The 22,640-nt window shown below is 64.6% G+C and carries 24 protein-coding genes; 9 read left to right on the top strand and 15 right to left on the bottom strand.

Annotated features, from left to right (window positions below; genetic code table 11):
* Positions 1-9 precede the first annotated feature (9 nt).
* From BGK68_RS25895 to ypfJ, 5 genes are all read right to left on the bottom strand, one after another.
* On the bottom strand, positions 10-1,395 hold the full coding sequence (locus BGK68_RS25895; RefSeq protein ID WP_324617644.1) for a NarK family nitrate/nitrite MFS transporter: 1,386 nt from the start codon (positions 1,393-1,395) through the stop codon (positions 10-12).
* A gap of 24 nt (positions 1,396-1,419) precedes the next feature.
* On the bottom strand, positions 1,420-2,685 hold the full coding sequence (locus tag BGK68_RS25890) for an MFS transporter (RefSeq protein ID WP_075259439.1): 1,266 nt from the start codon (positions 2,683-2,685) through the stop codon (positions 1,420-1,422).
* A gap of 511 nt (positions 2,686-3,196) precedes the next feature.
* On the bottom strand, positions 3,197-3,481 hold the full coding sequence (locus BGK68_RS25885) for a hypothetical protein (RefSeq protein ID WP_075259438.1): 285 nt from the start codon (positions 3,479-3,481) through the stop codon (positions 3,197-3,199).
* 14 nt (positions 3,482-3,495) lie between these two features.
* Positions 3,496-3,876, bottom strand: a complete 381-nt coding sequence (locus tag BGK68_RS25880) for an MAPEG family protein (protein WP_075259437.1) — start codon at positions 3,874-3,876, stop codon at positions 3,496-3,498.
* Positions 3,877-3,923: 47 nt separating this feature from the next.
* Positions 3,924-4,817 carry a KPN_02809 family neutral zinc metallopeptidase gene (gene ypfJ / locus BGK68_RS25875; RefSeq protein WP_075259436.1) on the bottom strand — a complete coding sequence of 298 codons (894 nt, stop codon included), beginning with the start codon at positions 4,815-4,817 and terminating at the stop codon, positions 3,924-3,926.
* Positions 4,818-5,037: 220 nt separating this feature from the next.
* Between ypfJ and BGK68_RS25870 the strand changes: the two genes are divergently transcribed.
* The 4 genes from BGK68_RS25870 (at position 5,038) to BGK68_RS25855 (ending at position 9,347) form a co-directional block, all read left to right on the top strand.
* A complete protein-coding gene (locus tag BGK68_RS25870) occupies positions 5,038-7,512 on the top strand; it encodes an acyl-CoA dehydrogenase (RefSeq protein WP_075259435.1) in 2,475 nt (824 codons plus the stop codon).
* Positions 7,513-7,572: 60 nt separating this feature from the next.
* The gene (locus BGK68_RS25865) at positions 7,573-8,067 is read left to right on the top strand and encodes a nucleoside 2-deoxyribosyltransferase (protein WP_075259434.1); all 495 of its coding nucleotides are present in this window, start codon (positions 7,573-7,575) and stop codon (positions 8,065-8,067) included.
* A 290-nt stretch (positions 8,068-8,357) separates the two neighbouring features.
* Positions 8,358-8,993, top strand: a complete 636-nt coding sequence (locus tag BGK68_RS25860; protein WP_075259433.1) for a PadR family transcriptional regulator — start codon at positions 8,358-8,360, stop codon at positions 8,991-8,993.
* Positions 8,994-9,044: 51 nt separating this feature from the next.
* On the top strand, positions 9,045-9,347 hold the full coding sequence (locus BGK68_RS25855; RefSeq protein WP_075259432.1) for a DUF3861 domain-containing protein: 303 nt from the start codon (positions 9,045-9,047) through the stop codon (positions 9,345-9,347).
* Between the two features lie 22 nt (positions 9,348-9,369).
* Here the strand turns inward: BGK68_RS25855 and sbcB are convergent, their stop codons facing one another.
* The 5 genes from sbcB to BGK68_RS25830 form a co-directional block, all read right to left on the bottom strand.
* Positions 9,370-10,806 (bottom strand): exodeoxyribonuclease I, encoded by a 1,437-nt coding sequence (gene sbcB / locus BGK68_RS25850; RefSeq protein ID WP_075259431.1) that lies wholly within the window; start codon positions 10,804-10,806, stop codon positions 9,370-9,372.
* A gap of 129 nt (positions 10,807-10,935) precedes the next feature.
* Positions 10,936-11,478 carry a hypothetical protein gene (locus tag BGK68_RS25845; protein ID WP_233149421.1) on the bottom strand — a complete coding sequence of 181 codons (543 nt, stop codon included), beginning with the start codon at positions 11,476-11,478 and terminating at the stop codon, positions 10,936-10,938.
* 326 nt (positions 11,479-11,804) lie between these two features.
* Positions 11,805-12,389, bottom strand: a complete 585-nt coding sequence (locus BGK68_RS25840) for a DUF3828 domain-containing protein (protein WP_075259429.1) — start codon at positions 12,387-12,389, stop codon at positions 11,805-11,807.
* A gap of 164 nt (positions 12,390-12,553) precedes the next feature.
* Positions 12,554-12,856 carry an antibiotic biosynthesis monooxygenase family protein gene (locus tag BGK68_RS25835; protein ID WP_013235567.1) on the bottom strand — a complete coding sequence of 101 codons (303 nt, stop codon included), beginning with the start codon at positions 12,854-12,856 and terminating at the stop codon, positions 12,554-12,556.
* Positions 12,857-12,990: 134 nt separating this feature from the next.
* Positions 12,991-13,407 (bottom strand): DUF2721 domain-containing protein, encoded by a 417-nt coding sequence (locus BGK68_RS25830; RefSeq protein ID WP_075260012.1) that lies wholly within the window; start codon positions 13,405-13,407, stop codon positions 12,991-12,993.
* A 300-nt stretch (positions 13,408-13,707) separates the two neighbouring features.
* On the opposite strand from BGK68_RS25830, the gene BGK68_RS25825 reads away from it, so the two are divergent.
* From BGK68_RS25825 to BGK68_RS25815, 3 genes are all read left to right on the top strand, one after another.
* Entirely contained in the window at positions 13,708-15,003 is a 1,296-nt protein-coding gene (locus tag BGK68_RS25825) for a solute carrier family 23 protein (protein ID WP_013235565.1), read from the top strand.
* 267 nt (positions 15,004-15,270) lie between these two features.
* A complete protein-coding gene (locus BGK68_RS25820) occupies positions 15,271-15,504 on the top strand; it encodes a hypothetical protein (protein WP_075259428.1) in 234 nt (77 codons plus the stop codon).
* Positions 15,505-15,608: 104 nt separating this feature from the next.
* Positions 15,609-16,622: a transporter gene (locus BGK68_RS25815; protein WP_075259427.1), complete on the top strand. Its 1,014-nt coding sequence runs from the start codon at positions 15,609-15,611 to the stop codon at positions 16,620-16,622.
* A 40-nt stretch (positions 16,623-16,662) separates the two neighbouring features.
* Here BGK68_RS25815 and BGK68_RS25810 read toward each other — a convergent pair whose 3' ends face one another.
* A complete protein-coding gene (locus tag BGK68_RS25810; protein WP_041311147.1) occupies positions 16,663-17,025 on the bottom strand; it encodes a hypothetical protein in 363 nt (120 codons plus the stop codon).
* A gap of 146 nt (positions 17,026-17,171) precedes the next feature.
* A complete protein-coding gene (locus BGK68_RS25805) occupies positions 17,172-18,923 on the bottom strand; it encodes a glutamine--tRNA ligase/YqeY domain fusion protein (RefSeq protein ID WP_075259426.1) in 1,752 nt (583 codons plus the stop codon).
* Between the two features lie 244 nt (positions 18,924-19,167).
* Here BGK68_RS25805 and BGK68_RS28155 point away from each other — a divergent pair, with 244 nt between their 5' ends.
* Positions 19,168-19,308 carry a hypothetical protein gene (locus BGK68_RS28155; RefSeq protein ID WP_167578394.1) on the top strand — a complete coding sequence of 47 codons (141 nt, stop codon included), beginning with the start codon at positions 19,168-19,170 and terminating at the stop codon, positions 19,306-19,308.
* A gap of 11 nt (positions 19,309-19,319) precedes the next feature.
* Here the strand turns inward: BGK68_RS28155 and BGK68_RS25800 are convergent, their stop codons facing one another.
* Genes BGK68_RS25800 through BGK68_RS25790 form a run of 3 tightly spaced genes read right to left on the bottom strand, consistent with a single transcriptional unit; the run spans position 19,320 to position 21,656 of the window.
* Entirely contained in the window at positions 19,320-20,126 is an 807-nt protein-coding gene (locus tag BGK68_RS25800) for a LytR/AlgR family response regulator transcription factor (protein ID WP_075259425.1), read from the bottom strand.
* Between the two features lie 17 nt (positions 20,127-20,143).
* The gene (locus BGK68_RS25795; protein WP_075259424.1) at positions 20,144-21,286 is read right to left on the bottom strand and encodes a sensor histidine kinase; all 1,143 of its coding nucleotides are present in this window, start codon (positions 21,284-21,286) and stop codon (positions 20,144-20,146) included.
* Positions 21,287-21,332: 46 nt separating this feature from the next.
* On the bottom strand, positions 21,333-21,656 hold the full coding sequence (locus BGK68_RS25790) for a 2TM domain-containing protein (RefSeq protein WP_233149420.1): 324 nt from the start codon (positions 21,654-21,656) through the stop codon (positions 21,333-21,335).
* A 134-nt stretch (positions 21,657-21,790) separates the two neighbouring features.
* Here BGK68_RS25790 and ugpQ point away from each other — a divergent pair, with 134 nt between their 5' ends.
* Complete coding sequence (gene ugpQ / locus BGK68_RS25785) at positions 21,791-22,534, top strand: glycerophosphodiester phosphodiesterase (RefSeq protein ID WP_075259423.1); 744 nt, start codon at positions 21,791-21,793, stop codon at positions 22,532-22,534.
* Positions 22,535-22,640: the final 106 nt, after the last annotated feature.

Below are 22,640 nucleotides of genomic sequence, written 5' to 3'. Positions count from 1 at the left end.
GAACTATGTTCAGCACGGCATGGGCGCGTTACGGCGCGCGTAGTACCACCAGGTGATGGCCATGCAGCTGGCGTAGAAGGCGATGAAGACATACATGGCCATGTCCGGCGCGCCGGTCATTTTGATGGAGGTGCCGAAGCTCTGCGGGATGAAGAAGCCGCCATAGGCCCCGATGGCGCCCGAGAAGCCCAGCACCGCGGCCGATTCCTTGCCTGCGTCCAGCCGCGCCTGCTGCTGCGCGGCCTCACCCTGGCCCTGGACGGCGCGCTCGCGCTCGGTCTGGAAGATCACGGGGATCATGCAGAAGGTGGAGCCATTGCCCAGGCCCGTGAGGATGAACATGCCGATGAAGGAAGCCAGGAAGAGCATGAACTGGTGCGTATGCAGCGCCGGCAGGATGCCCAGGAGGATGATCAGGCCCATGGCCAGGAACACCCAGAAGGTCACCCGCGCACCGCCTACGCGGTCCGAGATCATTCCGCCCAGCGGACGCGCCAGCGCGCCAGCCAAGGGACCCAGGAAGGCGTATTGCGCCACGGCGATCTCGGGGAACTCGGCCTTGATCAGCATGGCGAAGGCCGCCGAGAAACCGATGAAGGAGCCGAAGGTGCCGACGTACAGCCAGCACATCAGCCAGTTGTGCTTGCGCTTGAAGATCACCGCCTGGTCGGCCAGCGAGGCGTGTGCGGATGCGATGTCATTCATGCCGAACCAGGCTGCGAGGGTCGCGGCAATGATGAAGGGGACCCAGATGAAACCGGCATTGGCCAGCCAGAAGCTGCTCTCCAGGCCGCTCTTGGGATCATGGAAGAGGAAGCCCTGGCCCGACACCGCGCTGCCGAACATGGCCGAGGCAATCACCAGCGGCGTGACGAACTGCACCACCGACACACCCAGGTTGCCGATGCCGGCGTTCATGCCGGTGGCATAGCCCTTGCGCGTTTTGGGGAAGAAGAAGCTGATGTTGGCCATGCTGGAACTGAAGTTGCCGCCGCCCAGCCCGCACAGCAGCGCCAGGCCCAGCAGGGTGGAATAGCTGGTGCTGGGGTCCTGCAGCGCCAGGCCCATGCCGATGGCCGGGATCAGGAGGCTGGCGGTGGAGATGGCGGTCCATTTGCGGCCGCCAAAGACCGGCACGAGGAAGGAATAGAAGATGCGCAGCGTCGCCCCCGACAGCGCCGGCAGGGCGGTCAGGAAGAACAGCTGGTCCTTGCTGAAGTGAAAACCGGCCTTGTCGAGGTTGGCCGCCACCACGCTCCACAGCATCCAGACCGCGAAGGCCAGCATGAGGCAGGGGATGGAGATCCAGAGGTTGCGGCGGGCGATCTGCTCGCCCTCCTTGTGCCAGAAGTCCGGGTTTTCCGGCTCCCAGCGTTGCAGTACGTGGTTCATGATGGGTGTCCTTCAGAGAGAGGGAAGTCAGTCAGCGTTAGATGTGGCCGGCGTTGCCGAGGCCGCCGGTGATGTCTGCGGGTGCTCGCGGCGGAACTGGAAATGCATCCATACCAGCGAGATGCAGACCGTGCCGTAGAGCAGCATGAAGCAGGAGCTGCGTACGCCTGTCAGGTCCAGTGCGACGCCAAAGAGGATGGGCAGGATGAAGCCTCCCAATCCGCCGGCCAGGCCGACGATGCCGGAGACCGCGCCGATGTTGCTGCTGTAGTCGTCGGAGATGAACTTGAACACCGAGGCCTTGCCGATGGCCATGGCCACGCCCACCACGAACAGCAGGATTGTGAACAGCACCGGGTTCAGGCCGATGTGGAAGGCTTGCGGGCCGCCCACGGTCTGGATGACGAAATCGGTCTGTGGATAAGACAGCAGGAAGAAGGCCACCCAGCACACCCACATCACCCACCAGGTCACCTGATAGGCGCCGAAGCGGTCGGACAGCCAGCCCCCGAGAGCGCGCAGTACGCCGCCGGGCAGCGAGAAGCAGGCCGCCAGCAGGGCGGCGTGGCGGATGTCGAAGCCGTATTCGGTGACGTAGTACTTGACCATCCATAGGCTCAGGCCGACATAGCCGCCGAAGACCACCGAGTAGTACTGGCAATAGCGCCAGACGCGCGGATCGCGCAGCATGCGCACCTGGTCCATGAAGCGGGTGTCGGAACTGACCTGGTGGCTGGGATCGGTGGCCGAGCCTAGCCAGAAGATCAGGGCCGCGGCCAGCATCAGGCCAGCGTAGACCTGCGGCACCAGCGTCCAGCCGGCGCTGGCGATGAGCACCGGCGCGATGAACTTGTTGACCGCCGCCCCCGAGTTGCCGGCGCCGAACACACCCATGGCCAGCCCCTGGCGTTCCTTCTTGAACCAGCGCGCCACGTAGGGCGTACCGACCGAGAAGGAGCCACCGGCCAGGCCCACGAACAGGCCCAGCACCAGGAAGTGCCAGAAGGCATGGGCATAGGAGATCAGCCAGATCGGGATGACGGTGCTTAGCATGAGCAGGAAGAAGACGATGCGCCCGCCGTAGCGGTCGGTCCAGATGCCCAGCGGCACGCGGATGAGCGAGCCGGTCAGCACCGGCATGGCGGTGAGCAGGCCGAATTCGGTTTCGTTGAGATGCAGGGCGTTCTTGATCGGGATGCCGATCACGCCAAACATCATCCAGATGGTGAAGCAGACAGTGAAGGCCAGCGTACTGGACGCCAGCACCCCGTTGGCCTTGCGCGGGTCGGACATGGAGCCTCCTGCGGATGTTGATCAATGGCTTCAGCTTAGCGATCAGGGCAGGCGGGCCATATCGGTCCGTCGGTGAGGCAGGGGGAGGGAGAAGGAGGAGGGGAGCTGCCGGAAGGACTAGTTCTTTTGGCTAGGGAGCAGGTCGGGAGGAGCGCGCTGGTATTACCGTTCGGACTGAGTAGCGGCGTAGCCGCGTATCGAAGACGCACGGGAGTCACGCCTTCGATACGGCCCTTTGGGCCTACTCAGTCCGAACGGGAGGGACAAGAGCCACGAAATGGGCGAGCACTTCCAAGTCCGGCTTCATCGCGCTTTTCAGACGCTCGCTGGGGAGCAGGTCAGGAGGAGCGCGCTGGTATTACCGTTCGGACTGAGTAGCGGCGTAGCCGCGTATCGAAGACGCACGGGAGTCACGCCTTCGATACGGCCCTTTGGGCCTACTCAGTCCGAACGGGAGGGACAAGAGCAAGGAAATGGGGGAGCACTTTCAAGTCCGGCTTCATCGCGCTTTTCAGGCGCTCGCCAGCGTCTGCTGCGCCTTGTCCAGCCAGGTCGAGAGACTGTCGGTGAGATCCTTCTGGCTGAAGGAGCAGCTTTCTTCGGTAAAGAGGCTGCCTGCTTCCAGGCGTCCCAGCAGGTCTTCGGCGACCTGCTGGTAACGCGGCGGCAGGGCGTTCATCACGTCGCTGCGGGCGCGCCAGGCGCTGCACAGATCGGCGATGCTGGCGCGGCCGGTGCGCAGGTCGTCGAGCGCTGCGCGCATGGGGGCTAGTTGCGGGGCGGCGGGGTGGCTCACGATGGGCTCCCCGCTCAAGCGCGCGCGGCGATGACGAAGAGGGCGATCACGCTGAGATAGCCGATGATCCACACCGCCGAGCGCGCCGAGGGTTTGTCGGTCAGGTACAGCACCGTGTAGAGGATGCGCGCCGCAATGAAGACCAGTGCGGCGATGTCGATCTGTCCCTGGGGCGCGCCGACCTGCTGCGCCACCAGCACGGCGGCGGCAAAGAAGGGGAAGGCTTCGAAATGGTTGCGGTGGGCGTAGTCGGCACGGCGGCGCACCCCGGTCTGCTGGTCCAGCCAGGCGCGCGGTTCGGCATTGTCGAAATCGCGGCGACCATACTTGGCCACGGCAATGGTCAGCACCGGCATCAGGCCGGCGATCAGGATGCACCAGTAGGATAGGGTCATGCGTTGCGTCTCCTCGTTGTGATGGGGGATATCAGGTCATCAGAAAATCAGAGTTCCTTGGCGGCGAAGGTATTGCAGGCGCTGACCTTGCCTTCGCTGATGCCGCGCTTGAACCAGGTCATGCGCTGCGCCGAGCTGCCGTGGGTGAAGGAATCGGGCACGACCACGCCGCGCGCCTGCCGTTGCAGGGCGTCGTCGCCGATGGCGGAGGCCGCATGCAGGGCCGATTCGATATCGCCCTCTTCCAGGATGTGGCGGGCCTGGTTGGCATGAAAGGCCCAGACCCCGGCAAAGCAGTCGGCCTGCAGCTCCAGGCGCACCGACAGGGCATTGGCCTGCTTCTCGGTAGCGTTGCGGCGGGCCGCATCGACCTTGTCGGAAATGCCCATGAGGTGTTGCACGTGATGGCCCACTTCATGGGCGATCACATAGGCCTGGGCGAAATTGCCGGAGACCTTGAAGCGCTGCTTCATCAGTTCATAGAAGGACAGGTCGATGTAGACCTTCTGGTCGCCCGGGCAGTAGAAGGGGCCGGTGGCGCTCTGGCCGGTGCCGCAGGCCGTGGGCGTGCTGCCGGAGAAGAGCACCAGCTTGGGTCGCACGTATTGCTTGCCGTTGGCGGCGAAGATCTTGTCCCAGGTGTCTTCGGTATCGGCCAGCACGGTGGCGACGAAGCGCGCCATCTGGTCGTTGGGCGAGGGCTTGTGCGCCGGGGCCTGCTGCTGCACCGGGGCGGGGCTGCCGCCGGAGAGCAGGCTGAGCATGGTCAGCGGATTGACGCCCAGGAAATAGGACGCCACCAGGGCCACCGCCACCGTGCCCAGGCCGATCGAGCGGCCGCCGAAACCAAAGCCGCCGCCACCGCCACCGCCACCGCCGCCGCCGTCCTCGCCGCGCCGGTCTTCCACGTTGTCGCTTTCGCGATTGCCTTCCCATTTCATGATGTCTTCTCCGGTGCTGCTGTCCGTAATGCCGGGATTGTAATGGATGCCATGGGGCCGCGGCTTGTCAGGCGTTGTCTGACCGAGGCAGACTGCACTGTCCGATTCCACCGGCTGAGCTGGCCAGGTAGGCTGAGGCTGCATCCTGGCCGCTTGGCGCTGCCGGTATTGCGTGCCACACTCCCGAGAACCCAAGAACGACAACAGCACAGGAGGCGACATGATCATCTGGCTCATCCTTCTCATTGCCAGCGCGCTGGCCCTCATGATGATGCGCACCAGCGCCTGGGCCTGGCTGGCGGCCGAGGCGGTGCTGCTCTGGCTGGGTGCGCGCCTGGCCGAGATCGAATGGCCGGTGCTGGTGCTGCTGGCGATCCTGTTCTTCACGCCCACGCTGCTGGTGGCCATCAGGTCGGTGCGCCAGGCGCTGATGACGCGTCCGGCCCTGGATATCTTCCGCAAGATCATGCCTGCCATGTCGGCCACCGAGCGCGACGCCATCGAGGCCGGTACCGTCTGGTGGGATGCCGAACTGTTCTCCGGCAAGCCGGACTGGCCGCGCCTGTTCGAGTTGCCGGCGCCGCGCCTGACGCCTGAAGAACAGGCCTTCCTCGATAACGAGGTGGAGCAGTTGTGCGCCATGGTCAGCGACTGGGACGCCACCGTGAAGACCCAGGACCTGCCGCCCGAGGCCTGGCAATTCATCAAGGACAAGGGTTTCCTGGGCATGATCATCCCGCGCCAGTATGGCGGCAAGCAGTTCTCGGCCTACATGCATTCGCAGGTGGTGATGAAGCTGGCCTCGCGCAGTTCGGCGGCGGCCATTGCGGTGATGGTGCCCAATTCGCTGGGGCCGGCCGAACTGCTGTTGCACTACGGCACCGAAGTCCAGAAGAACCATTACCTGCCGCGCCTGGCCCAGGGACTGGAGATTCCCTGCTTTGCCCTGACCAGTCCCTATGCGGGCTCGGATGCGGCGGCCATTCCCGATATCGGCATCGTCTGCAAGGGCGTGCATGAGGGCCGCGAGACGCTGGGTTTCCGGGTCACCTGGAGCAAGCGCTACATCACCCTGGCGCCGATTGCCACCGTGCTGGGGCTGGCCTTCCGGGCCAGCGATCCGGACGGCCTGCTGGGCGGCGAGCGCGAAGCGGGCATCACCTGCGCCCTGATTCCCACCGATCATCCGGGCGTGGTCACGGGGCGCCGCCATTGGCCTCTCAATGCGGTCTTCCAGAACGGACCGACCGAGGGCAAGGATGTCTTCATTCCTATGGAATGGGTCATCGGTGGCGTGGCCCAGGTTGGGCGCGGCTGGCGCATGCTCATGGAATGCCTGGCGGCGGGGCGGGCCATTTCGTTGCCTTCTTCCAGCGTCGGCTTTTCCAAGATGGCCGTGCGCGGCACCAGCGGCTATGCCGCCATGCGCCGCCAGTTCAAGATCGAGATCGGCAAGTTCGAAGGCGTGCAGGAAGCGCTGGCGCGCATGGGCGGGCATCTGTACATGATGGACGCCACCCGGCGGCTGTCGGCGCTGGCCGTGGATGCGGGCGAAAAACCTTCGGTCATCTCGGCCATCTCCAAGTATCACGTCACCGAGCGCGGGCGCATGGTGGTCAATGACGGCATGGACGTGATCGGCGGCAAGGGCATCTGCATGGGGCCGGGCAACTTCCTGGCGCGGGTGTACCAGCAGATTCCGATTGCCATCACGGTCGAAGGCGCCAACATCCTCACGCGCTGCCTCATCATCTTCGGGCAGGGAGCGATCCGTTGCCATCCCTATGTGCTCAAGGAACTGGCCGCCGCCGCCGATGAAGACCGCGAGCGCGCCGTCCAGGAGTTCGATCGCCTGTTGTTCGGACACCTGTCCTTCGTGGCGGCCAATGCGGCGCGCAGCCTGGTGGGCGGGCTCAGCGGCGGCTGGCTGTTGGCGGCGCCGGCGCAGGCTGCGCATGCCACGCGTCGCTACTACCGCGCGGTGGTCCATCTGTCCTCAGCCTTCGCCTTGCTGACCGACGCCAGCATGGCGGTGCTGGGCGGCACGCTCAAGTTCCGCGAGCGCATCTCGGCGCGGCTGGGGGATGTGCTCTCCCAGCTCTACCTGGTCTCTGCGGTGTTGAAGCGCTATGAGGACGAGGGCCGGCAAGAGGCCGACCTGCCCTATGTGGACTGGTCGGTGCAGGATGCCTTGAACCGGGCGCAGGAAGCCATCGTGGAGGTCTTGCACAACTTCCCTAATCCCGTCATCGCGGTCGCGCTGCGGCTGGCGATCTTCCCGCTGGGCCTGCCTTACCGCAAGCCCGCCGATGTGCTGGGCACCCACGTGGCCAAGGCCATGCAGACCCCGGGCGAGAGCCGCGAGCGCCTGCTGGCCGATGCCTACCTGCCGCGCGCCGGCGATCCGCTGGCTTGCGGTGAACAGGCCTTTGCGCTCACGCCGGTGGTGCAGCAGCTGGAGCATCGCCTCAAGCCCGACATCCGCGAGGGCAAGCTGCCGCCCATGCCGCAGAGCCTGCTGGAGCTCACCGCCTGGAGCGCGCTGGCGCTGGAACGCGGGCTGTTGTCACCGCAGGAGAAGGAGGCGCTGGACGCTTTCGCTCTATATGGCCATCAGAGTGTCGCGGTGGATGATTTCGCCGCTGACTTCGACCGCGCCGACATCGTGGCGCAGGTCGCGGCGCAGTCCTCCTGATACCGGAGGCCGGGCGATGCGCTATCCTGCCGTTTTTCTGCATTACCCACAGGATCAAGCATGAGCGTGCAACCCCGCATCTATATGGCCGGCCCCGATGTCTTCCAGCCCGACTATGCCCAGCACAAGGCGCGCATCAAGCAGTGGTGCGCCGAACTGGGCCTGGTGGCGCTGTGCCCGGGCGATGATGAAGTCAGCGGCGAAGACAAGGCGGAGGTAGCCCGCCGCATCTACGAGATCAATATCGCCCTGATCGACTCGGCCGATTACGTGGTCGCCAATGTCTGCGACTTTCGCGGCCACGAGCCGGATTCCGGCACCGTCTTCGAGATCGGCTATGCGGTGGGACGGGGCAAGAAGGTCTGGGGCTACAACACGCCCGCGCAGGATCTGCTGAGCCAGGTGCCGCAGGGCGAACCCGGTTACTGCCGCCAGGGCATGCAGATCGAAGACTTCGGCCTGCCGCGCAATCTCATGCTGGTCCATGCCGCCGAACTGGTGCAGGGTGACCTGCGCGACTGCCTGCAACGGGTGGCGCGCCGGCATGCGGGCTGAGTGAGGCCTCCTGCCCCCTACCTCGTCCCAGCAGGGCCGGCGCGGCCCGAACGGCTGGTGCACGATGCCGGCCGGATGGCCTGAACTTTCTTCCCGAGACATTCCCTCTGTGGGCCTTGAACTGTTGGGCATGAAGCTTTTTGCTTCATATGGTTGCAATAAAGATAATAAAAAATATTATTAAGATATATCTTGAAATGCTTGGAATTAAGATATATCTTGGCTATATCGATCGACACGCAGCGTGCGTCAGTCGCTGCCTCAACCACCCGACAAGAAGGAAATACACCATGTTCAAGCATCTGTTTGGCCATCAGGGCCAGCCCGGCCACGGCCCCAAGCACCAGCGTGATGACCGCCCGCACCATGGCGGCGGCATGTTCGACGACGATGAGCAGCGCGGTCCGCGCGGTCATCACGGTCCCCACGGCCCCCGTGGCCGCGAGGGCGGCGGTCGCGGTGCGCGCATGTTCGAGCAGGGCGCATTGCGCATCGTCATGCTGCACCTGTTGCAGGAAAAGCCGCGCCACGGCTACGACATGATCAAGGCCATCGAGCAGCTCGTGGGCGGCGGCTACAGCCCCAGCCCGGGCGTGATCTATCCGACCCTGACCCTGCTGGAAGAAATGGGCTATGCCTCGGTGCAAGGCGAGGACGGCGGCAAGAAGCTCTACACCCTCAGCCCCGAGGGCCAGGCTCACCTGGAAGAGAAGGACAACGTGGAGGCGCTGCAGCAGGTGCTGCGCAAGTTCGAGCTGCGTCGCCAGGAGCGTCCGGATGCCGATTCGCCCGAGCTGCAGCGCGCCGTGCAGAACTTCCGCATGGCCCTGCATACACGCCTGGCCAAGGGCAAGCTGGCCCGGGAAGAACTGCATGCCATCATCGACATCATCGACCGCGCCGCCGTGGCGGTGGAACGCGTCTGAGCGCTGGTCCAGCGCGATCCAGGCAAGAGAAGGAAAAGGAAGGAAAAGAACATGAGAGAACACCGCTACCGCATCACCCTGGAACACCTGGCCACGGCCTCGGAAGGGCAGACGCTGCATGAGCCCATCCGCTTCGAGGCGGGCAATCATGATGACATCTTCGGCATCATCGCCCGGCTGCGCGGCAATGGCCAGTTCGACAGCGACACCAGCGCGCAGCTGGCGCTGGGCCTCAAGCTATTCAGTGAGGTGATGCTCAAGAACCGCCAGCATCCGCTGTTCGAAGAGATCCAGCCGGCCCTGCGCGCCTTCATCATGAAGCTCAAGTCGCAGGGCAAGCCGGCCGCGCAGTAGACGCGACCGGTGGGCGCCTGCCTTACTGATTGGCTGGCGCGATCATTTCCGCATAGTCATACAGCGCGCCCAGGATGTCCTGGGTGCGTTCGTCATCGGCCTCTTCCTGCAACTGGTCGATCTGCTCGAACAGTTGCGCAATCGTACGGGCTCCGCCGGCGCCGTCGAACAGGCGGGCGGCGCGATGGTCTTCCCAGTGCTGCGCTTCCTCGGGGCTCAAGGTCTCGGGGAAGTTGCGGGCGCGATAGCGGAACAGGATCTCATTGAGGCGGGCGTCATCGAAGGCCACGCTGGCCGTGGCCAGGGCTTGCGGCGACAGGGCGCGCAACTGGTTCAACTGGCGGCGGTCGCCGTTGCCGATGAAGCCGCCGTACAGGTCTTCATCCACATCCGCCGAGCCTTCGCTCTCGCGCTGGTAGACCTCGCTCCACAGCGGCGTCAGGTCGGGTAGGGCGGCGGCCTTGTCGGCGTGGCGCAGGGCGGCCTCGACATCGATGTCGAGTTCGGCGGCGCGCTCGGCGGAGAGGGTCTTGAGGCTGCCCACCACCATGGGGGACTTGTTCAGATGGATGCTCTTGACCGGCAGGCGCTCCACGCCCTCGGGCAACTGCTCGCGCTTGCTGAAGAGGCGTTCGCGCACGGTGGCCGCGTCCAGGGTGGCCAGTTCGCTGGGATCATGGCGCAGGTCCCAGGCGATGACTTCGTTCTTGTTGGTGGGATGCATGCCCAGCGGCCACATCAGCGCCAGGCAGCCATGCGCGACCGGGAACATGCCGGAGGCGTGCAGGAAGGGGCGCGCCACCGGCAGGCCGATCTCGGCGGCGGCCTTGTCCTTCTTGTACAGGGCCAGGGCGAAGTCGAACAGGCGCGGATTGTTCTGGCGGATCAGGCGCGCCAGGGCGATGGTGGCGCGCACGTCGGAGAGCGCATCGTGGGCCGCCTCATGGACCAGGCCATTGGCCTTGGACAGATGTTCCAGCTTGAAGCTAACGCTGCCGTCGTCCTTCTTCGGCCACTGTATGCCCTGCGGGCGCAGCGCATAGGTCAGCCGCACCACGTCCAGCAGGTCCCAGCGGCCGCAGCCGTTCTGCCATTCGCGGGCGTAGGGATCGATCAGGTTGCGCCAGAACATGAAGCGGGTGACTTCGTCATCGAAGCGGATGGTGTTGTAGCCCACGCCGATGGTGCCGGGTTCGCCCAGGGTCTGTTCGATCCGGGCCGCGAATTCATGCTCGGGCAGGCCGTGTTCCAGGCAGTGCTGGGGCGTGATGCCGGTGATCAGGCAGGACACCGGGTCGGGCAGGTAGTCCGGCGCGGGCTTGCAGTAGATCATGATGGGCTCGCCGATCTCGTTGAGTTCGGCATCGGTGCGCACGGCAGCGAACTGGGCGGGGCGGTCGCGGCGCGGCACCACGCCAAAGGTTTCGTAGTCGTGCCAGAGGAAGGTGTGATTGGACATCGCAGCGGGCTTCTATGGGAATCGCGCGATTATAGAGCCTAGCGGCGAGATCGCCCTTGTCGGCGGTAGCGCAGCAAGGATCAGCGGGGCATTTTTCGAAGGACTTGGACTCTCTGGAGGCCAGCCGACCTACTGCAATGGCGCGGCGTCGCGCTTGAGGACCTTGCGCATGGCGTCTTGCAGGGTGCCGCTGCGCATCGGTGCGGGGCCGCCAGCAAACTGGATATTGTCGATCACCCAGCCGCGCGCATCGCGCGCCAGCACGACCTTGTCGGTCCATTTGGCTGGCGATTGCAGCTTGGCGTCGCTGAAGATCAGTTCCACGGCGCAGCTGGCTTCGCGCTCCTGCGCTTCGCACTTGACGATGCGGAAGGTCGAGGCGCCGCTGGGGTTGGTGGTGAAGAGATCGCCCTGCACCAGCGCCGGCAGTGGGTCATCGTCCGGACGGGCCGCAGCCTGGGTCACGCGGGCTTCCTCGGCCACCGAGACATCCTTGAGGAGGTCGAACAGTGGCACCGACAGGAAGCGGCGGAAGGTGATCAGTTCCTTGAGCGTGAGCGCGCCGCTGGGGCGGGTGGAGGCATGGGTCTGGTAGAAGTCCTTGACCAGGTCCTTGGCCGCGCTCTCTTCATTGGACGAGCAGGCCGCCAGCAGCAGGCTGGTAGCGAGCACGAGTATCTTGCCGATCCGCTTCAATCCATCTCTCCCTGTGCCGTCCGCTGGAGCGGGCGGCTTGTCATCGGTTCTAGTGTTCTATCTGGCCGGGCTGCTTGCCACGACGCACGCGCAAATGGACGGTGCGGCAAACTGCCGCCCGTCCATCGCGCTGTCGGTAATGCCTGCCGGGCGCCTCTTCGCGCTGTCGGGCCCGCCGACCAGCATGTCAGATGCGATCTTACGCGTTGCACCTCATCCGGAAGCCCGAGAACACATCGCCAAAAAGCCGCCAATTCCGCTCTCGCCTGCCCGGGCAGGGCGAGCCAGGTCGTCTCGCCGCCTTACTGGACCTGGCTGATGGCGTCGGCCAGGGTGTCGGTCAGGTATTCGCGTTGGCTGGACTGGTCGTTGCCGATGAATTCGATGTCGTCGATGCGCCATTGCTGCTCTTCGCGTACCAGCAGGATCTTGTCCTTCCAGGATTCATCGGCGCCATCCTTCTGGTAACGGAAGGCCACCTCGCAGGTGGAGCGCTGGGCGTCGCTGTCGCAGGACTGCACCGCGAAAGAGGTTGCGCCCTCGTAGAGCGAGGTGAACAGGTCGCCTTCGACCAGGGGCGCTGCCTGCGGGCCGGCCACGGCATGGTAGCGCGCCTCGGCCGCCTCGGCCTGGGTCAGCAGGGCTTGCAGGGCGTGGCTGAGCAGCGGTTCGAATTGCTTGAGTTCGTCCGCCGAGGGCAGGCCCGGGGCGTGGTTGTGCAGGTGGATGCGGTAGAAATTGCCGATTACTTCGGCCTGGCGCTGTTCGTCGCTGCTCTCGCTGTTGCAGCCGGACAGCGCCAGCAGCACGCCCAGCGCACAGGCGAGGGCGCGCAGGGCGGCCAGGGCAGGGAGGGGGGAGCGGAGGGAGCGGGGCAGTGTGGTCATCCTGGTCATCCTGGCGCCCGGATGAACGGGCGCTCTTGTCGTGGCGGCGCGGGTCAGAAAACGTGCAACAGCAGTACACGTCCTGGGTACGCGCTTAGTCTGGGCGCCGCCACAAACGTTCCGCGGCGGCGTGCTGGGCCGCTGCGGGGAAGCGGTCAGGGGTCTTAGTCGGAGCCGCTCAGCAGGGCGAAGTGCTCGACCTGCGGGGCGCCGGCGAAGAAGGGGCCGACGATGCCGCGCCATTCGGTGAAGGCGGGCGATTCACGGAAGTCCACGGTGTGGTTTTCCAGGGTGGCCCAGCGCACCATGAGCAGGTAGCGCTCGGGCGATTCGACGCCTTTCTGGACCTGATGGCCGAGATAGCCCTTGGACTTGGCGATGGTTTGCGCGATGCCGCGCTGGATGGCTTCGTCGAATTCGGCCTGCTTGCCGGCTTGGATGCGGATGTCCGCCAGTTCCAGGATCATGTGGGTCTCCTTAGTCTTGAGAGGGCTCCCCGGCGCCGTGGTGCGCCGGTCGGGGCTGCCCGATTATCACATTTTCGGACGCAACCGGCGTTCAATAGAATTTGCGGCGCCGTGAAAAGGGTTCATTCAAGGCGTCATTCGGACACGATGGGCGCATGTTCGAGCTTGTGGGCCATGTCTTCCAGGGTGATTTCGATGGCGCGGGTGCTGATCATGATCTCCCACAGCGAGACCAGCAGCGACAGCACCAGCAGGAACAGGCTCAGGCCGAACAGTACTTCGGCTGCGCGGTTGCGATCCACGAAGATGAGGAACATGGAAATGGCGCACATGATGAAGCTCGACACCCCCAGCGCCTGCATGTAGCGGGTCAGCACGATGCGCTTGCGCAGGTTGAGGATCTGCCGGATCACCAGGCCGCGCTCGTCGTTCTGGCCCTGGTGCTGCAGATTGCGGATCAGTTGCGCCAGCACCAGGAAGCGGTTGGTGTAGGCCAGCAGCAGCAGCGAGGTGGCGGGAAAGAGCAGGGCGGGCGTGGTGAGGTTGATCATCGACATGGCGTAGCGAAGGCGGGAGCGAATTCTAACCTTTCCCGATGCGCAAGAAACATGCCTGTGAAGGAGGCGGCCCCGTTTGCGCAAACGCCTGTTCCGTTTTGGGGCAGGGGCCGGGTTTGCCGGGGGTTTTTGCACCGTGCGGCGGCAGCAGGAGGCGGGGCCGAATTGTTTTACGGATTTTTTTTGCGGCGGCGGGCGGCAGCAATTGTTATTTGTCCGTTCGCTCAATACACTAGCCCCCGTTTCGTCTCCACGTCCATCCATCAAAACAAATCCACAACGAAAGGGATCTCCATGTCGGGTTCGTATTTCCCCCAATGGCGGTTGCGCCAAAGCACCAACGACGGCCAGGGCGCCGTGATCGCCGCCGATGAGCGGCTGCCGGCCCCGCAGACCCTGGCTATGGGGGTGCAGCACGTGGTGGCCATGTTCGGCTCGACCGTGCTGGCGCCGCTGCTCATGGGCTTCGATCCCAACCTGGCGATCCTGATGTCGGGCGTGGGTACGCTGCTGTTCTTCCTGCTGGTGGGCGGACGGGTGCCGAGCTACCTGGGATCGAGCTTTTCCTTCATCGGCCTGGTCATCGCCGTGACCGGCTATGCCGGTTCCGGCCCCAACACCAACCTGGGCGTGGCGCTGGGCGGCATCATCGCCTGCGGCGCGGTCTATGCCGTGATCGGCCTGATCGTCGCCGGCGTGGGCACACGCTGGATCGAGTCGCTGATGCCGCCGGTGGTGACCGGCGCGGTGGTGGCGGTGATCGGCCTGAACCTGGCTCCCATTGCGGTCAAGGGTGTCTCCGGCAGCAGCTTCGACAGCTGGATGGCGCTGGCGACCATTCTCTGCGTGGGCGGGGTGGCAGTGTTCACCCGTGGCATGTTGCAACGCCTGCTGATCCTGGTCGGCCTGCTGCTGGCCTATGTACTGTATGCGGTGCTGACCAATGGCCTGGGCCTGGGCAAGCCGATTGATTTTTCCACCGTGGCCAATGCCGCCTGGTTCGGCGTGCCGCACTTTGCCGCACCGGTGTTCCACGCGGGCGCCATGGCGCTGCTGGCCCCGGTGGCCATCATCCTGGTGGCGGAGAACCTGGGCCATATCAAGGCGGTCTCGGCCATGACCGGCCAGAACCTGGATCGCTACATCGGCCGCGCCTTCGTCGGCGATGGCCTGGCCACCATGCTCTCGGGCAGCGTGGGCGGTACCGGCGTGACCACCTATGCCGAGAACATCGGCGTGATGGCCGTCACCAAGATCTATTCGACCCTGGTCTTCGTGGTGGCGGCGGTCATCGCCATCCTGCTGGGCTTCTCGCCCAAGTTTGGCGCCGTCATCCTGACCATTCCTGGCGCCGTGCTGGGGGGCGTGTCGATCGTGGTGTTCGGCCTCATCACCATCTCGGGTGCGCGCATCTGGGTGGAAAACAAGGTGGACTTCTCCAACAACACCAACCTGATCGTGGCTGCCGTGACCCTGGTGCTGGGTGCGGGCGACTTCACCTTGAAGCTGGGCGGCTTTGCGCTGGGCGGCATCGGGACCGCCACCTTTGGCGCCATCATCCTGCACGCTTTGCTCAAGCGTCGCGCTTGATGTTGCGACGGATTGTCGGGCTGATAACAGCCTGACGCCCGTCTGACACCCGGTGCAGGCCGGTCCTTCGGGGCCGGCCTTTTTACTGGATGAGAGGATGCTGACAGGGGAGAGATTTCCGTTGAGCAATCCCGATTTGCTGTCTATACTCTGCGGCGTCGCAGCGAAGCTTTTGAGTGAAATCGCGCCACAACGGCCCTGGGGAAGGAGCCGGGACGCGCCGCTGCCTTTCACCGGGCCTGGCCTGGTTTTCAGGGAAAACACCGCATGAACTCTGTCCTCCGCCTGCCAGCGCTGCTGTGCATTGCGATGCCTTTGCTGTCGGCCTGTCAGCCCGAGTCCGGCAAGAAGGATTACGCCTACTTCCGCGCCAATATCGAGGAGGCCAAGTCGGTCTCCGACCAATGCCAGTTGAATGGCACTTCCGGCATGAACGAGGCCCAGATCCGGGTCTGCGGCGCCGCCCGCGAAGCCTGGGGCAACCGCAACTTCAACTACTGATCCGGCTGGTGCGGTCAAGCGCCGTCATGGCGCTGTCACAAATATGTCAAAGACGGTCGTTAGAATGCCTCGTTCTTTACCGCCTCTCACCGACCTGGCCGCCCATGCACAATCCGCCGGACACCCCGCAAGCCCTGCACCTGCTCTATGAGCCGGCCGGATTCATCTGTGCATTCCGCTTCGAAGAGGGACGCGCGCGCCAGATGAACTGGAACGACCTGGTCGATTACCGGCCCGTCGAGCCCGCCTTCACCTGGCTGCATGTGAAGACCGCTGATGTGAAGATCCAGCACTGGATGCAAAATCACAGCGGCATTCCCGACTACATTACCGAATTCCTCCTCAGCAGCGATACCCATCCCGGCCTGCACGCGACGCCCGACGGCGTCTATGGCACGCTGACCGACATGAAGATGGAGATCGGCGACACCGGTACCGAGAAGGGCGCGCTGCATTTCTACCTGGACCGCACGCGCCTGCTGACGCTGCGCACCCAGCCGCTGTTGTCGACCAATATGCTGCGCCAGAAGGTGCTCGACGGCGGCGACTTCGACAATCCCATGGACCTGTTCGCCGAGCTGCTGCGCTGCCTGGCCGATGGCTTCAATGCGCGCCTGGACAAGCTCAATGACAAGGTCGATGACATCGAATTCTCGGTGCTCTCGGACCGCCGGGCGGAAGACCGCAGCGAGCTCTCCAGCATCCGCCGCCAACTGGCCGAGCTGCGCCGCTATATCGCGCCGGAGCGGCGCATCCTGGCGCAATTCCATCGCCTGCGTCCGTCCTGGGTGCCGCTGGCGGCGCTGGAAGACCTGACCCATGCGCTGGACGAACTCAATGAGTTGCACTCCACCGTGGAAGCGGTCTATGAACGCGCCAAGCTGTTGCAGGAAGAGATCGCCTCGCAGATGTCGGAGCAGATGAACCGCAACCTGATGGCGCTGTCGATCCTGACCGCATTGCTGATGCCGGCCACGCTGGTGTCGGGGATCTTCGGGATGAACGTGGCGGGGCTGCCGGGCCTGCATGACGAGGCCTCGTTCTGGATCGTGATGGGGGTCATGGGCGGCCTCGGTGTGGCGACCGTGGCCTTCCTGAGATGGATGAAGATCTTCTGACGCCGCTTGCGACCGGATCGGACTGGTCGATCTGGTCGAACTAGTCGCGTGTGGCCATGGCCTCTTCGCTCTCGCGAATGAGCTTGTCGATATCCAGGTTGTCCACCGCTTCCACCTTCAGCGACAGCGGGCGCCACAGTGAATACAGCCACAGGCCGATGCAGCACATGGTGCCCATGAAGAGCGTGATGAAGGCCGACAGGAACAGGCCGATGAAGGGCGAAGCGATCAGGCCGTCATAGCCGATCAGGTGCTTGCCATCCCAGGTGATGGTTTGTGCGCCGAACAGCGAGAGCACGCCCATCAGCGTCGAAAACGGCACCAGCGAAAACGTGGTACCCACGGCCAGCAGCTTGTAGATGGACGACATCGACAGGCGCTGGATCTTGATCTGCTCGAACATGAGCCTTCCCCTTGCTCTGCTGGCGGCGGCTGCCGCCCAGCTGCGCCTTCCCATGGCACGGACGGCTGGCGCGCTGCCGCCCGTGTGGCCCTGTGGCCGAATTCCCCTGGCCGGACCCTCCCGGGTCCGACTTTACCTGTTCGGGCTTACTTGCCCCAGCTGTCCTTGAGCGTCACGGCGCGGTTGAAGATCGGCTGGCCCGCGGTCGAATCGACGCGGTCGGCCACGAAGTAGCCGTGGCGTTCGAACTGGTAGATCTCGCCGGGCTGGGCGGTCTTGAGGGTCGGCTCCAGGTAGGCGGTGATGACTTCCTTGGAGTTCGGATTCAGGGCTGCCAGGAAGTCCTTGCCACCGGCGTCCGGATGCGGGTCCGAGAACAGGCGGTCGTACAGGCGCACTTCGGTGGCCAGGGCGTGTTCGGCGCTGACCCAGTGCAGGTTGCCCTTGACCTTGTAGTTGGAGCTGCCTTCGGTGCCGCTCTTGCTGTCTTCGAAGTAGTTGCAGTGCACGGCGATGACGTTGCCGTGTTCATCCTTGTCGCAGCCGGTGCATTCGACCACGTAGCCGTAGCGCAGGCGTACCTTGTTGCCGGGGAAGAGACGGAAGTAGCCCTTGGTCGGTTCTTCCATGAAGTCTTCGCGCTCGATCCACAGTTCCTTGGTAATCGGGAAGTGGCGGTGCGCGGTGTCGTGTTCCGGATGCGCGGGCGGATAGACCGGGGCGCTGCAATCGATAGACACGCCTTCCGGGAAGTTGTCGATGATCAGCTTCAGGGGACGCAGCACGGCCACCGCGCGCGGGGCCTTGGGGTCCAGGTCTTCACGCAGCGCGCCTTCGAGCACGCTGAAGTCGATCCAGCTGTTGTTCTTGGAGGCGCCGGTGCGGTCGCACATCAGGCGGATCGCTTCAGGCGTATAGCCACGGCGACGCAGGCCGACGATGGTGGGCATGCGCGGGTCGTCCCAACCGGAGACGATCTTTTCATCGACCAGCTGGCGCAGCTTGCGCTTGCTGGTGATGATGTAGGTCAGGTTCAGGCGGGCGAATTCATATTGATGCGGCAGCGGCTTCTTGAAGAAGCCTTCCTCGGCCAGCTGTTCCAGCAGCCAATCGTAGAACGGGCGCTGGTCTTCGAATTCCAGGGTGCAGATGGAGTGCGAGATGTTTTCCAGCGCGTCTTCGATGGGATGCGCGAAGGTGTACATCGGGTACACGCGCCACTTGTCGCCGGTGTTGTGGTGGGTGGCGTGGCGGATGCGGTAGATGGCCGGATCGCGCAGGTTCATGTTGGGGCTGGCCATGTCGATCTTGGCGCGCAGGATCATGGAGCCGTCCGGATGCTTGCCATCGCGCATTTCCTCGAACAGGCGCAGCGATTCGTCCACCGGGCGGTTGCGCCACGGGGAATCCTTGCCGGGTTCGGTCAGGGTGCCGCGGTTCTCGCGCATCTGCTCGGCGTTCTGCTCGTCCACGTAGGCCAGGCCCTTGCGGATCAAGGCCTGGGCGCAGGCGTACATGACGTCGAAATAGTTGCTGGCGTAGTACAGGTGCGACTTGCCTTCATGTTCCCAGGAGAAGCCCAGCCACTTGACCGAGTCCAGGATGGTATCGACGTATTCCTGTTCTTCCTTCTCGGGATTGGTGTCGTCGAAGCGCATGTGGCAGCGGCCGGCGTAGTCAGCGGCCAGGCCGAAGTTCAGGCAGATCGACTTGGCGTGGCCGATGTGCAGGTAGCCGTTGGGCTCGGGCGGAAAACGGGTCACCACCTGCGGCAGGGCTTCGCCTTCACGGTTGCTGCGCTGGGCGTAGACGCCCGAGACCAGGTCGGATTCGATGATGCCGCGCAGGAAATTGGTGGAGGGGGCAGGGGTATGTCCGTTTTTCAGTTCGTTGCTCATGAGATGAATCGGGGGAGGGGGCCTGTTTATTCAGATGGCCTGCATTTTACCTTACGCGCCCGGTTTCATCGGCCCGTGCGCCCGCTCCGGGCGCATTTTTTGCCGCCAGTGGCGCGCGGGCTGCCGTTTTCTTGTTACAGATGATACGGCTCTGCATGACATGTCATGGTCTTGCGCTGGCAACCTGCCTGCGTGGATGGGCGCTTTGCCTAGTCCCGTAATCAAATTGAATCTGGGAGAGATCATGAAATCGTGGCTCAAGCTCATCGTCGCCGCCGCTGTCGCAGCGGCCACCTTGTCGGCCTGCGTGGTGGTGCCGGCCGGGCCGCCGCAGCCACATTACTACCGTCCGTACTACGGGCCGGGCTACTACTATGGCCGTTGAGGTTGACGGTCTTACATCTGCCTGAACAGCGGGGCGAACAGCCGGCTCACGGCCAGCCTCTCGGGCCGGCCATGCAACTGCAGGGAGAGCTTGCCGGCCTCGTCGCGCACGGCGGCCTCCACCTTGCGCACCTGGACCACGGTGCCTCGGTGGATCTGCCAGAACTGGCCCGGGTCCAACTGCGGGATCAGTTCGCGCAGGCTGGTGCGGATGAGCGCCTGGCCATCGGCGGTGACGACGTTGACATACTTGTCGGTGGCTTCGAAGTAGATCACCTCTTCCACCGGGATCAGGCGGGTGCGGTTGCCGACGGCGGCGCGGATGATCTCCAGACGCGCTGGCGGCGTAGCGGGGACGGGGCTGTCGGCGCTGACCAGTTGGCGTAGCTGCGCCAGGGCCTGTTCCAGGTGCTGGTCCTGGCTGCGGGCGGCGCGTTGCGCCAGCAGTGCGCGCAGACGCTGCACGGTCTTGCCCAGGCGTTCCTCGTTGACCGGCTTGAGCAGGTAATCGACGGCGGCCCGCTCGAAGGCTTCCAGCGCATGCTCGTCATAGGCCGTCACAAAGACGATCAGCGGGAAGGGCTGTCGGTCAGGCCATTGCTCGGCCAGCTCGCGCGCCACCTCCAGGCCGTTGCGACCGGGCATGCGGATATCCAGGAAGAGCACGTCCGGCAGGCTTTCCAGCGCCATCTCCAGGGCCTGCAATCCATTTGCCGCCAAGCGCGGTGTTTCCAGTTCCGGCCAGCAATGTTGCAGGGTGTTCTGCAGGGCACGCGCCAGCAGGGGTTCGTCTTCGGCGATGAGGGCGGACACGGGCATGCTGGGTGCTCCAGGGCTTACAGCTCGGGCGAGCGGCCCGCTTTGCCGCTGCGGTGGGCGTTCTTGAGCGACTTGAGCGGGATGGTGATCTGCGCCATGGCACCGGCCGGGACGTTGTGGGTGATGATCAGCTCGGCCAGCGGGCCGTAGAGGGTGGACAGCCGCTCGCGGATGTTGTCCAGCCCGAAATGCATGCCGATGACCGGTTCCTTCTGCGCGGGCGGCTGGTTCAGGCTCACGCTGGTGGGCAGGCCCACGCCGGTGTCGAGCACGCTCAGCACCAGCATGTCATTGTGGACCGCCGCGCGTACGGTGCAGTTGCCGCCATCCACCTTGGGTTCCAGGCCATGCTTGATGGCGTTTTCCACCAGCGGTTGCAACAGCATCGGTGCCAGGCGCAGCCGGCCCAGGTGCGACGGCAGTTGCAGGGTATAGGACAGGCGCAGGCCCATGCGCAGCGACATCAGGCCCAGGTAGGCCTTGATCAGGTCGAATTCCTTCTGCAGCGAGGTGCTATCGGCGCGCGAGGCCGACAGGGTGGTGCGCAGGTATTGCACCAGCTGGTTGAGCATCAGCTCGGCCTGCAGCGGATCGGTGCTGATGAGCGATTGCAGGGTAGCCAGAGTGTTGAACAGCATGTGCGGTTCGATCTGCGCCTGCAGGGTCTGCAGCTGGGCCAGCACGGCATGCTTCTCGACTTCGCTGGCGTGGGCCTGGAGGGTGGCCATCTTCTGGCGATTCCAGAAGAACACGGTGGCGCCGAAGCAGACCAAGAAGGTCAGCACCATGACCGCAATGATGTTGTCGCTGTGCTCGGGCATCAGACTCACGACGGGCTGGCCCAGCAGCAGGGTGGCCAGCACCCGTCCCAGCAGCACCGCCAGCGGCGCCAGCACGGCCAGCAGCACGGCGAAGCCGAGCTTGTTGGGCTCATCGTCCCCCCAGATCAGCAGGCGCGCGCCATTGATCAGCAGCATCGCCACGAGGCCGATGCACATCGATATCTGCAGGTTTTCATAGAAGCCGTCGCCGATGCGCAGCAGGTAGGTCACGGCCAGCGCGCACATCAGGTTGATCAGCAGCGTGGGCAGCAGGGCGCGGGCCAGCTCGCGCAGCAGCAGGATGAGACGGGGCGGAACGGAAGTGTCTGGTGAACTCATGCGTGTGGTCTGGGAGTGCGGGCGGGCCGCCGAGGGTGCAGGCCCGTCAGCGGCGGCGCAGTTCGCGCGCGATCATCGCCTGCCTGATGCCGGCGGGAAAGCGTGCGAATACGCTCAAGGCGTGGAATAGTACCCCGATTCCCCAGCCAAGTAGAGGCCCCAGGCTCCACCAATGGTCTTGATGGTCCAGCAGATTGAGCAGGACCAGCCCGGCATTGACGGCCAGGTAGACCGCCAGGTGGCGCAGGAAGCCCAACTGCCGCGCCACACGGCGCTCGGCGCAGGCGTAGTCAGGATCGGTCGGGGCAGGGGTGGGGGCGATGTCGGGCATGATGATCTCGCTGAGCAGTGAAGGAATGGGGGCCAGCATGCCTTTGCGCGCCCGCCCGCGCCAGCGTGCTGCGACCAACGGTCGGCCTGGGGCGGTGGAATGCTTGTGGCCGGACGTGAACTGCTCTACCTTATGCGGCCATCGGACTTTCCTTCACCTGGACGGAGAACATCATGTGGCCCTATCCCAAGATCCTGGCCCATCGCGGCGGCGGCACCCTGGCCCCGGAAAATACCCTGGCCGGCTTTCGCGCCGGGCTTCAATACGGTTATCGGGCGGTCGAGTTCGACGTCATGCTCACCCGCGACGAAGTCCCCATCCTCATGCACGACCCGGAGCGCGGCCGCACGCTGCCGGGCAGCGGCAAGATCGCCGAGACCGACTGGGCCGTGCTGCGCGAACTCGAGGCGGGCGCCTGGCGCGATCCGGTCTTTGCCGGCGAGCGCCTCTGTACGCTGGGGCAGGCGCTGGACTTCTGTCAGGAGCACGGCATCTGGATGAACGTCGAGATCAAGCCGGCCATGCCAGAGGCCGCCCGCCGCACCGCCGAGCTGACCGCGCAGGCGGTGGCGCGGCGTTTCGCAGGGAGGACGGGCGCGGCGCTGCCGGTGCTGTCTTCGTTCTCCTTCGAGGCCCTGCTGGCGGCCCAGGAAACGGCGCCGCAACTGCCGCGCGGCTTCCTGGTGGATGTGATCCCGGATGACTGGCAGGCGCGGCTGGCGCAGTTGCAGGCCGTGGCGCTGCATACCAACCACAAGCACCTCACGCCGGCTCTGGCGGCCAGCGTCAAGGCCGCCGGCTACGGGCTGTTCTGCTATACCGTCAACGAGACGGCGCGTGCCGCCGAGATTGCTGGCTGGGGCGTGGACGCCTTCTGCACCGACCGTATCGATCTGATCCCGGCGGATCGCAACTGATCACTGGTGATCGTGCAGCTTGGAAATGAACCGGAAATGATGCTCTTACCGTGGGACTGAATCGCGGCGCGCTGGCTATGATTTGTCTACGGGGAGAACAACTGGA

Source organism: Herbaspirillum camelliae (genome assembly GCF_001929405.1).
GTDB classification, from domain to species: Bacteria; Pseudomonadota; Gammaproteobacteria; order Burkholderiales; family Burkholderiaceae_D; genus Herbaspirillum; species Herbaspirillum seropedicae.
Note: the sequence above shows the minus strand (reverse complement) of the source record. Positions and strands in the feature narration are given on the sequence as shown.

What these genes read in the sequence shown, in the direction of transcription:
- BGK68_RS25890 (WP_075259439.1), bottom strand. Translation starts at nt 2,685, where the DNA reads ATGTCCGACCCGCGCAAGGCCAACGGGGTGCTGGCGTCCAGTACGCTG.
- sbcB (WP_075259431.1), bottom strand. Translation starts at nt 10,806, where the DNA reads ATGTCCAATCACACCTTCCTCTGGCACGACTACGAAACCTTTGGCGTG.
- BGK68_RS25830 (WP_075260012.1), bottom strand. Translation starts at nt 13,407, where the DNA reads ATGATCAACCTCACCACGCCCGCCCTGCTCTTTCCCGCCACCTCGCTG.
- BGK68_RS25880 (WP_075259437.1), bottom strand. Translation starts at nt 3,876, where the DNA reads ATGACCCTATCCTACTGGTGCATCCTGATCGCCGGCCTGATGCCGGTG.
- BGK68_RS25820 (WP_075259428.1), top strand. Translation starts at nt 15,271, where the DNA reads ATGAACTCTGTCCTCCGCCTGCCAGCGCTGCTGTGCATTGCGATGCCT.
- BGK68_RS28155 (WP_167578394.1), top strand. Translation starts at nt 19,168, where the DNA reads ATGAAATCGTGGCTCAAGCTCATCGTCGCCGCCGCTGTCGCAGCGGCC.
- BGK68_RS25805 (WP_075259426.1), bottom strand. Translation starts at nt 18,923, where the DNA reads ATGAGCAACGAACTGAAAAACGGACATACCCCTGCCCCCTCCACCAAT.
- BGK68_RS25825 (WP_013235565.1), top strand. Translation starts at nt 13,708, where the DNA reads ATGTCGGGTTCGTATTTCCCCCAATGGCGGTTGCGCCAAAGCACCAAC.
- BGK68_RS25790 (WP_233149420.1), bottom strand. Translation starts at nt 21,656, where the DNA reads ATGCTGGCCCCCATTCCTTCACTGCTCAGCGAGATCATCATGCCCGAC.
- BGK68_RS25860 (WP_075259433.1), top strand. Translation starts at nt 8,358, where the DNA reads ATGTTCAAGCATCTGTTTGGCCATCAGGGCCAGCCCGGCCACGGCCCC.
- BGK68_RS25870 (WP_075259435.1), top strand. Translation starts at nt 5,038, where the DNA reads ATGATCATCTGGCTCATCCTTCTCATTGCCAGCGCGCTGGCCCTCATG.
- BGK68_RS25865 (WP_075259434.1), top strand. Translation starts at nt 7,573, where the DNA reads ATGAGCGTGCAACCCCGCATCTATATGGCCGGCCCCGATGTCTTCCAG.
- ypfJ (WP_075259436.1), bottom strand. Translation starts at nt 4,817, where the DNA reads ATGAAATGGGAAGGCAATCGCGAAAGCGACAACGTGGAAGACCGGCGC.
- BGK68_RS25810 (WP_041311147.1), bottom strand. Translation starts at nt 17,025, where the DNA reads ATGTTCGAGCAGATCAAGATCCAGCGCCTGTCGATGTCGTCCATCTAC.
- ugpQ (WP_075259423.1), top strand. Translation starts at nt 21,791, where the DNA reads ATGTGGCCCTATCCCAAGATCCTGGCCCATCGCGGCGGCGGCACCCTG.
- BGK68_RS25855 (WP_075259432.1), top strand. Translation starts at nt 9,045, where the DNA reads ATGAGAGAACACCGCTACCGCATCACCCTGGAACACCTGGCCACGGCC.
- BGK68_RS25840 (WP_075259429.1), bottom strand. Translation starts at nt 12,389, where the DNA reads ATGACCACACTGCCCCGCTCCCTCCGCTCCCCCCTCCCTGCCCTGGCC.
- BGK68_RS25800 (WP_075259425.1), bottom strand. Translation starts at nt 20,126, where the DNA reads ATGCCCGTGTCCGCCCTCATCGCCGAAGACGAACCCCTGCTGGCGCGT.
- BGK68_RS25795 (WP_075259424.1), bottom strand. Translation starts at nt 21,286, where the DNA reads ATGAGTTCACCAGACACTTCCGTTCCGCCCCGTCTCATCCTGCTGCTG.
- BGK68_RS25815 (WP_075259427.1), top strand. Translation starts at nt 15,609, where the DNA reads ATGCACAATCCGCCGGACACCCCGCAAGCCCTGCACCTGCTCTATGAG.
- BGK68_RS25835 (WP_013235567.1), bottom strand. Translation starts at nt 12,856, where the DNA reads ATGATCCTGGAACTGGCGGACATCCGCATCCAAGCCGGCAAGCAGGCC.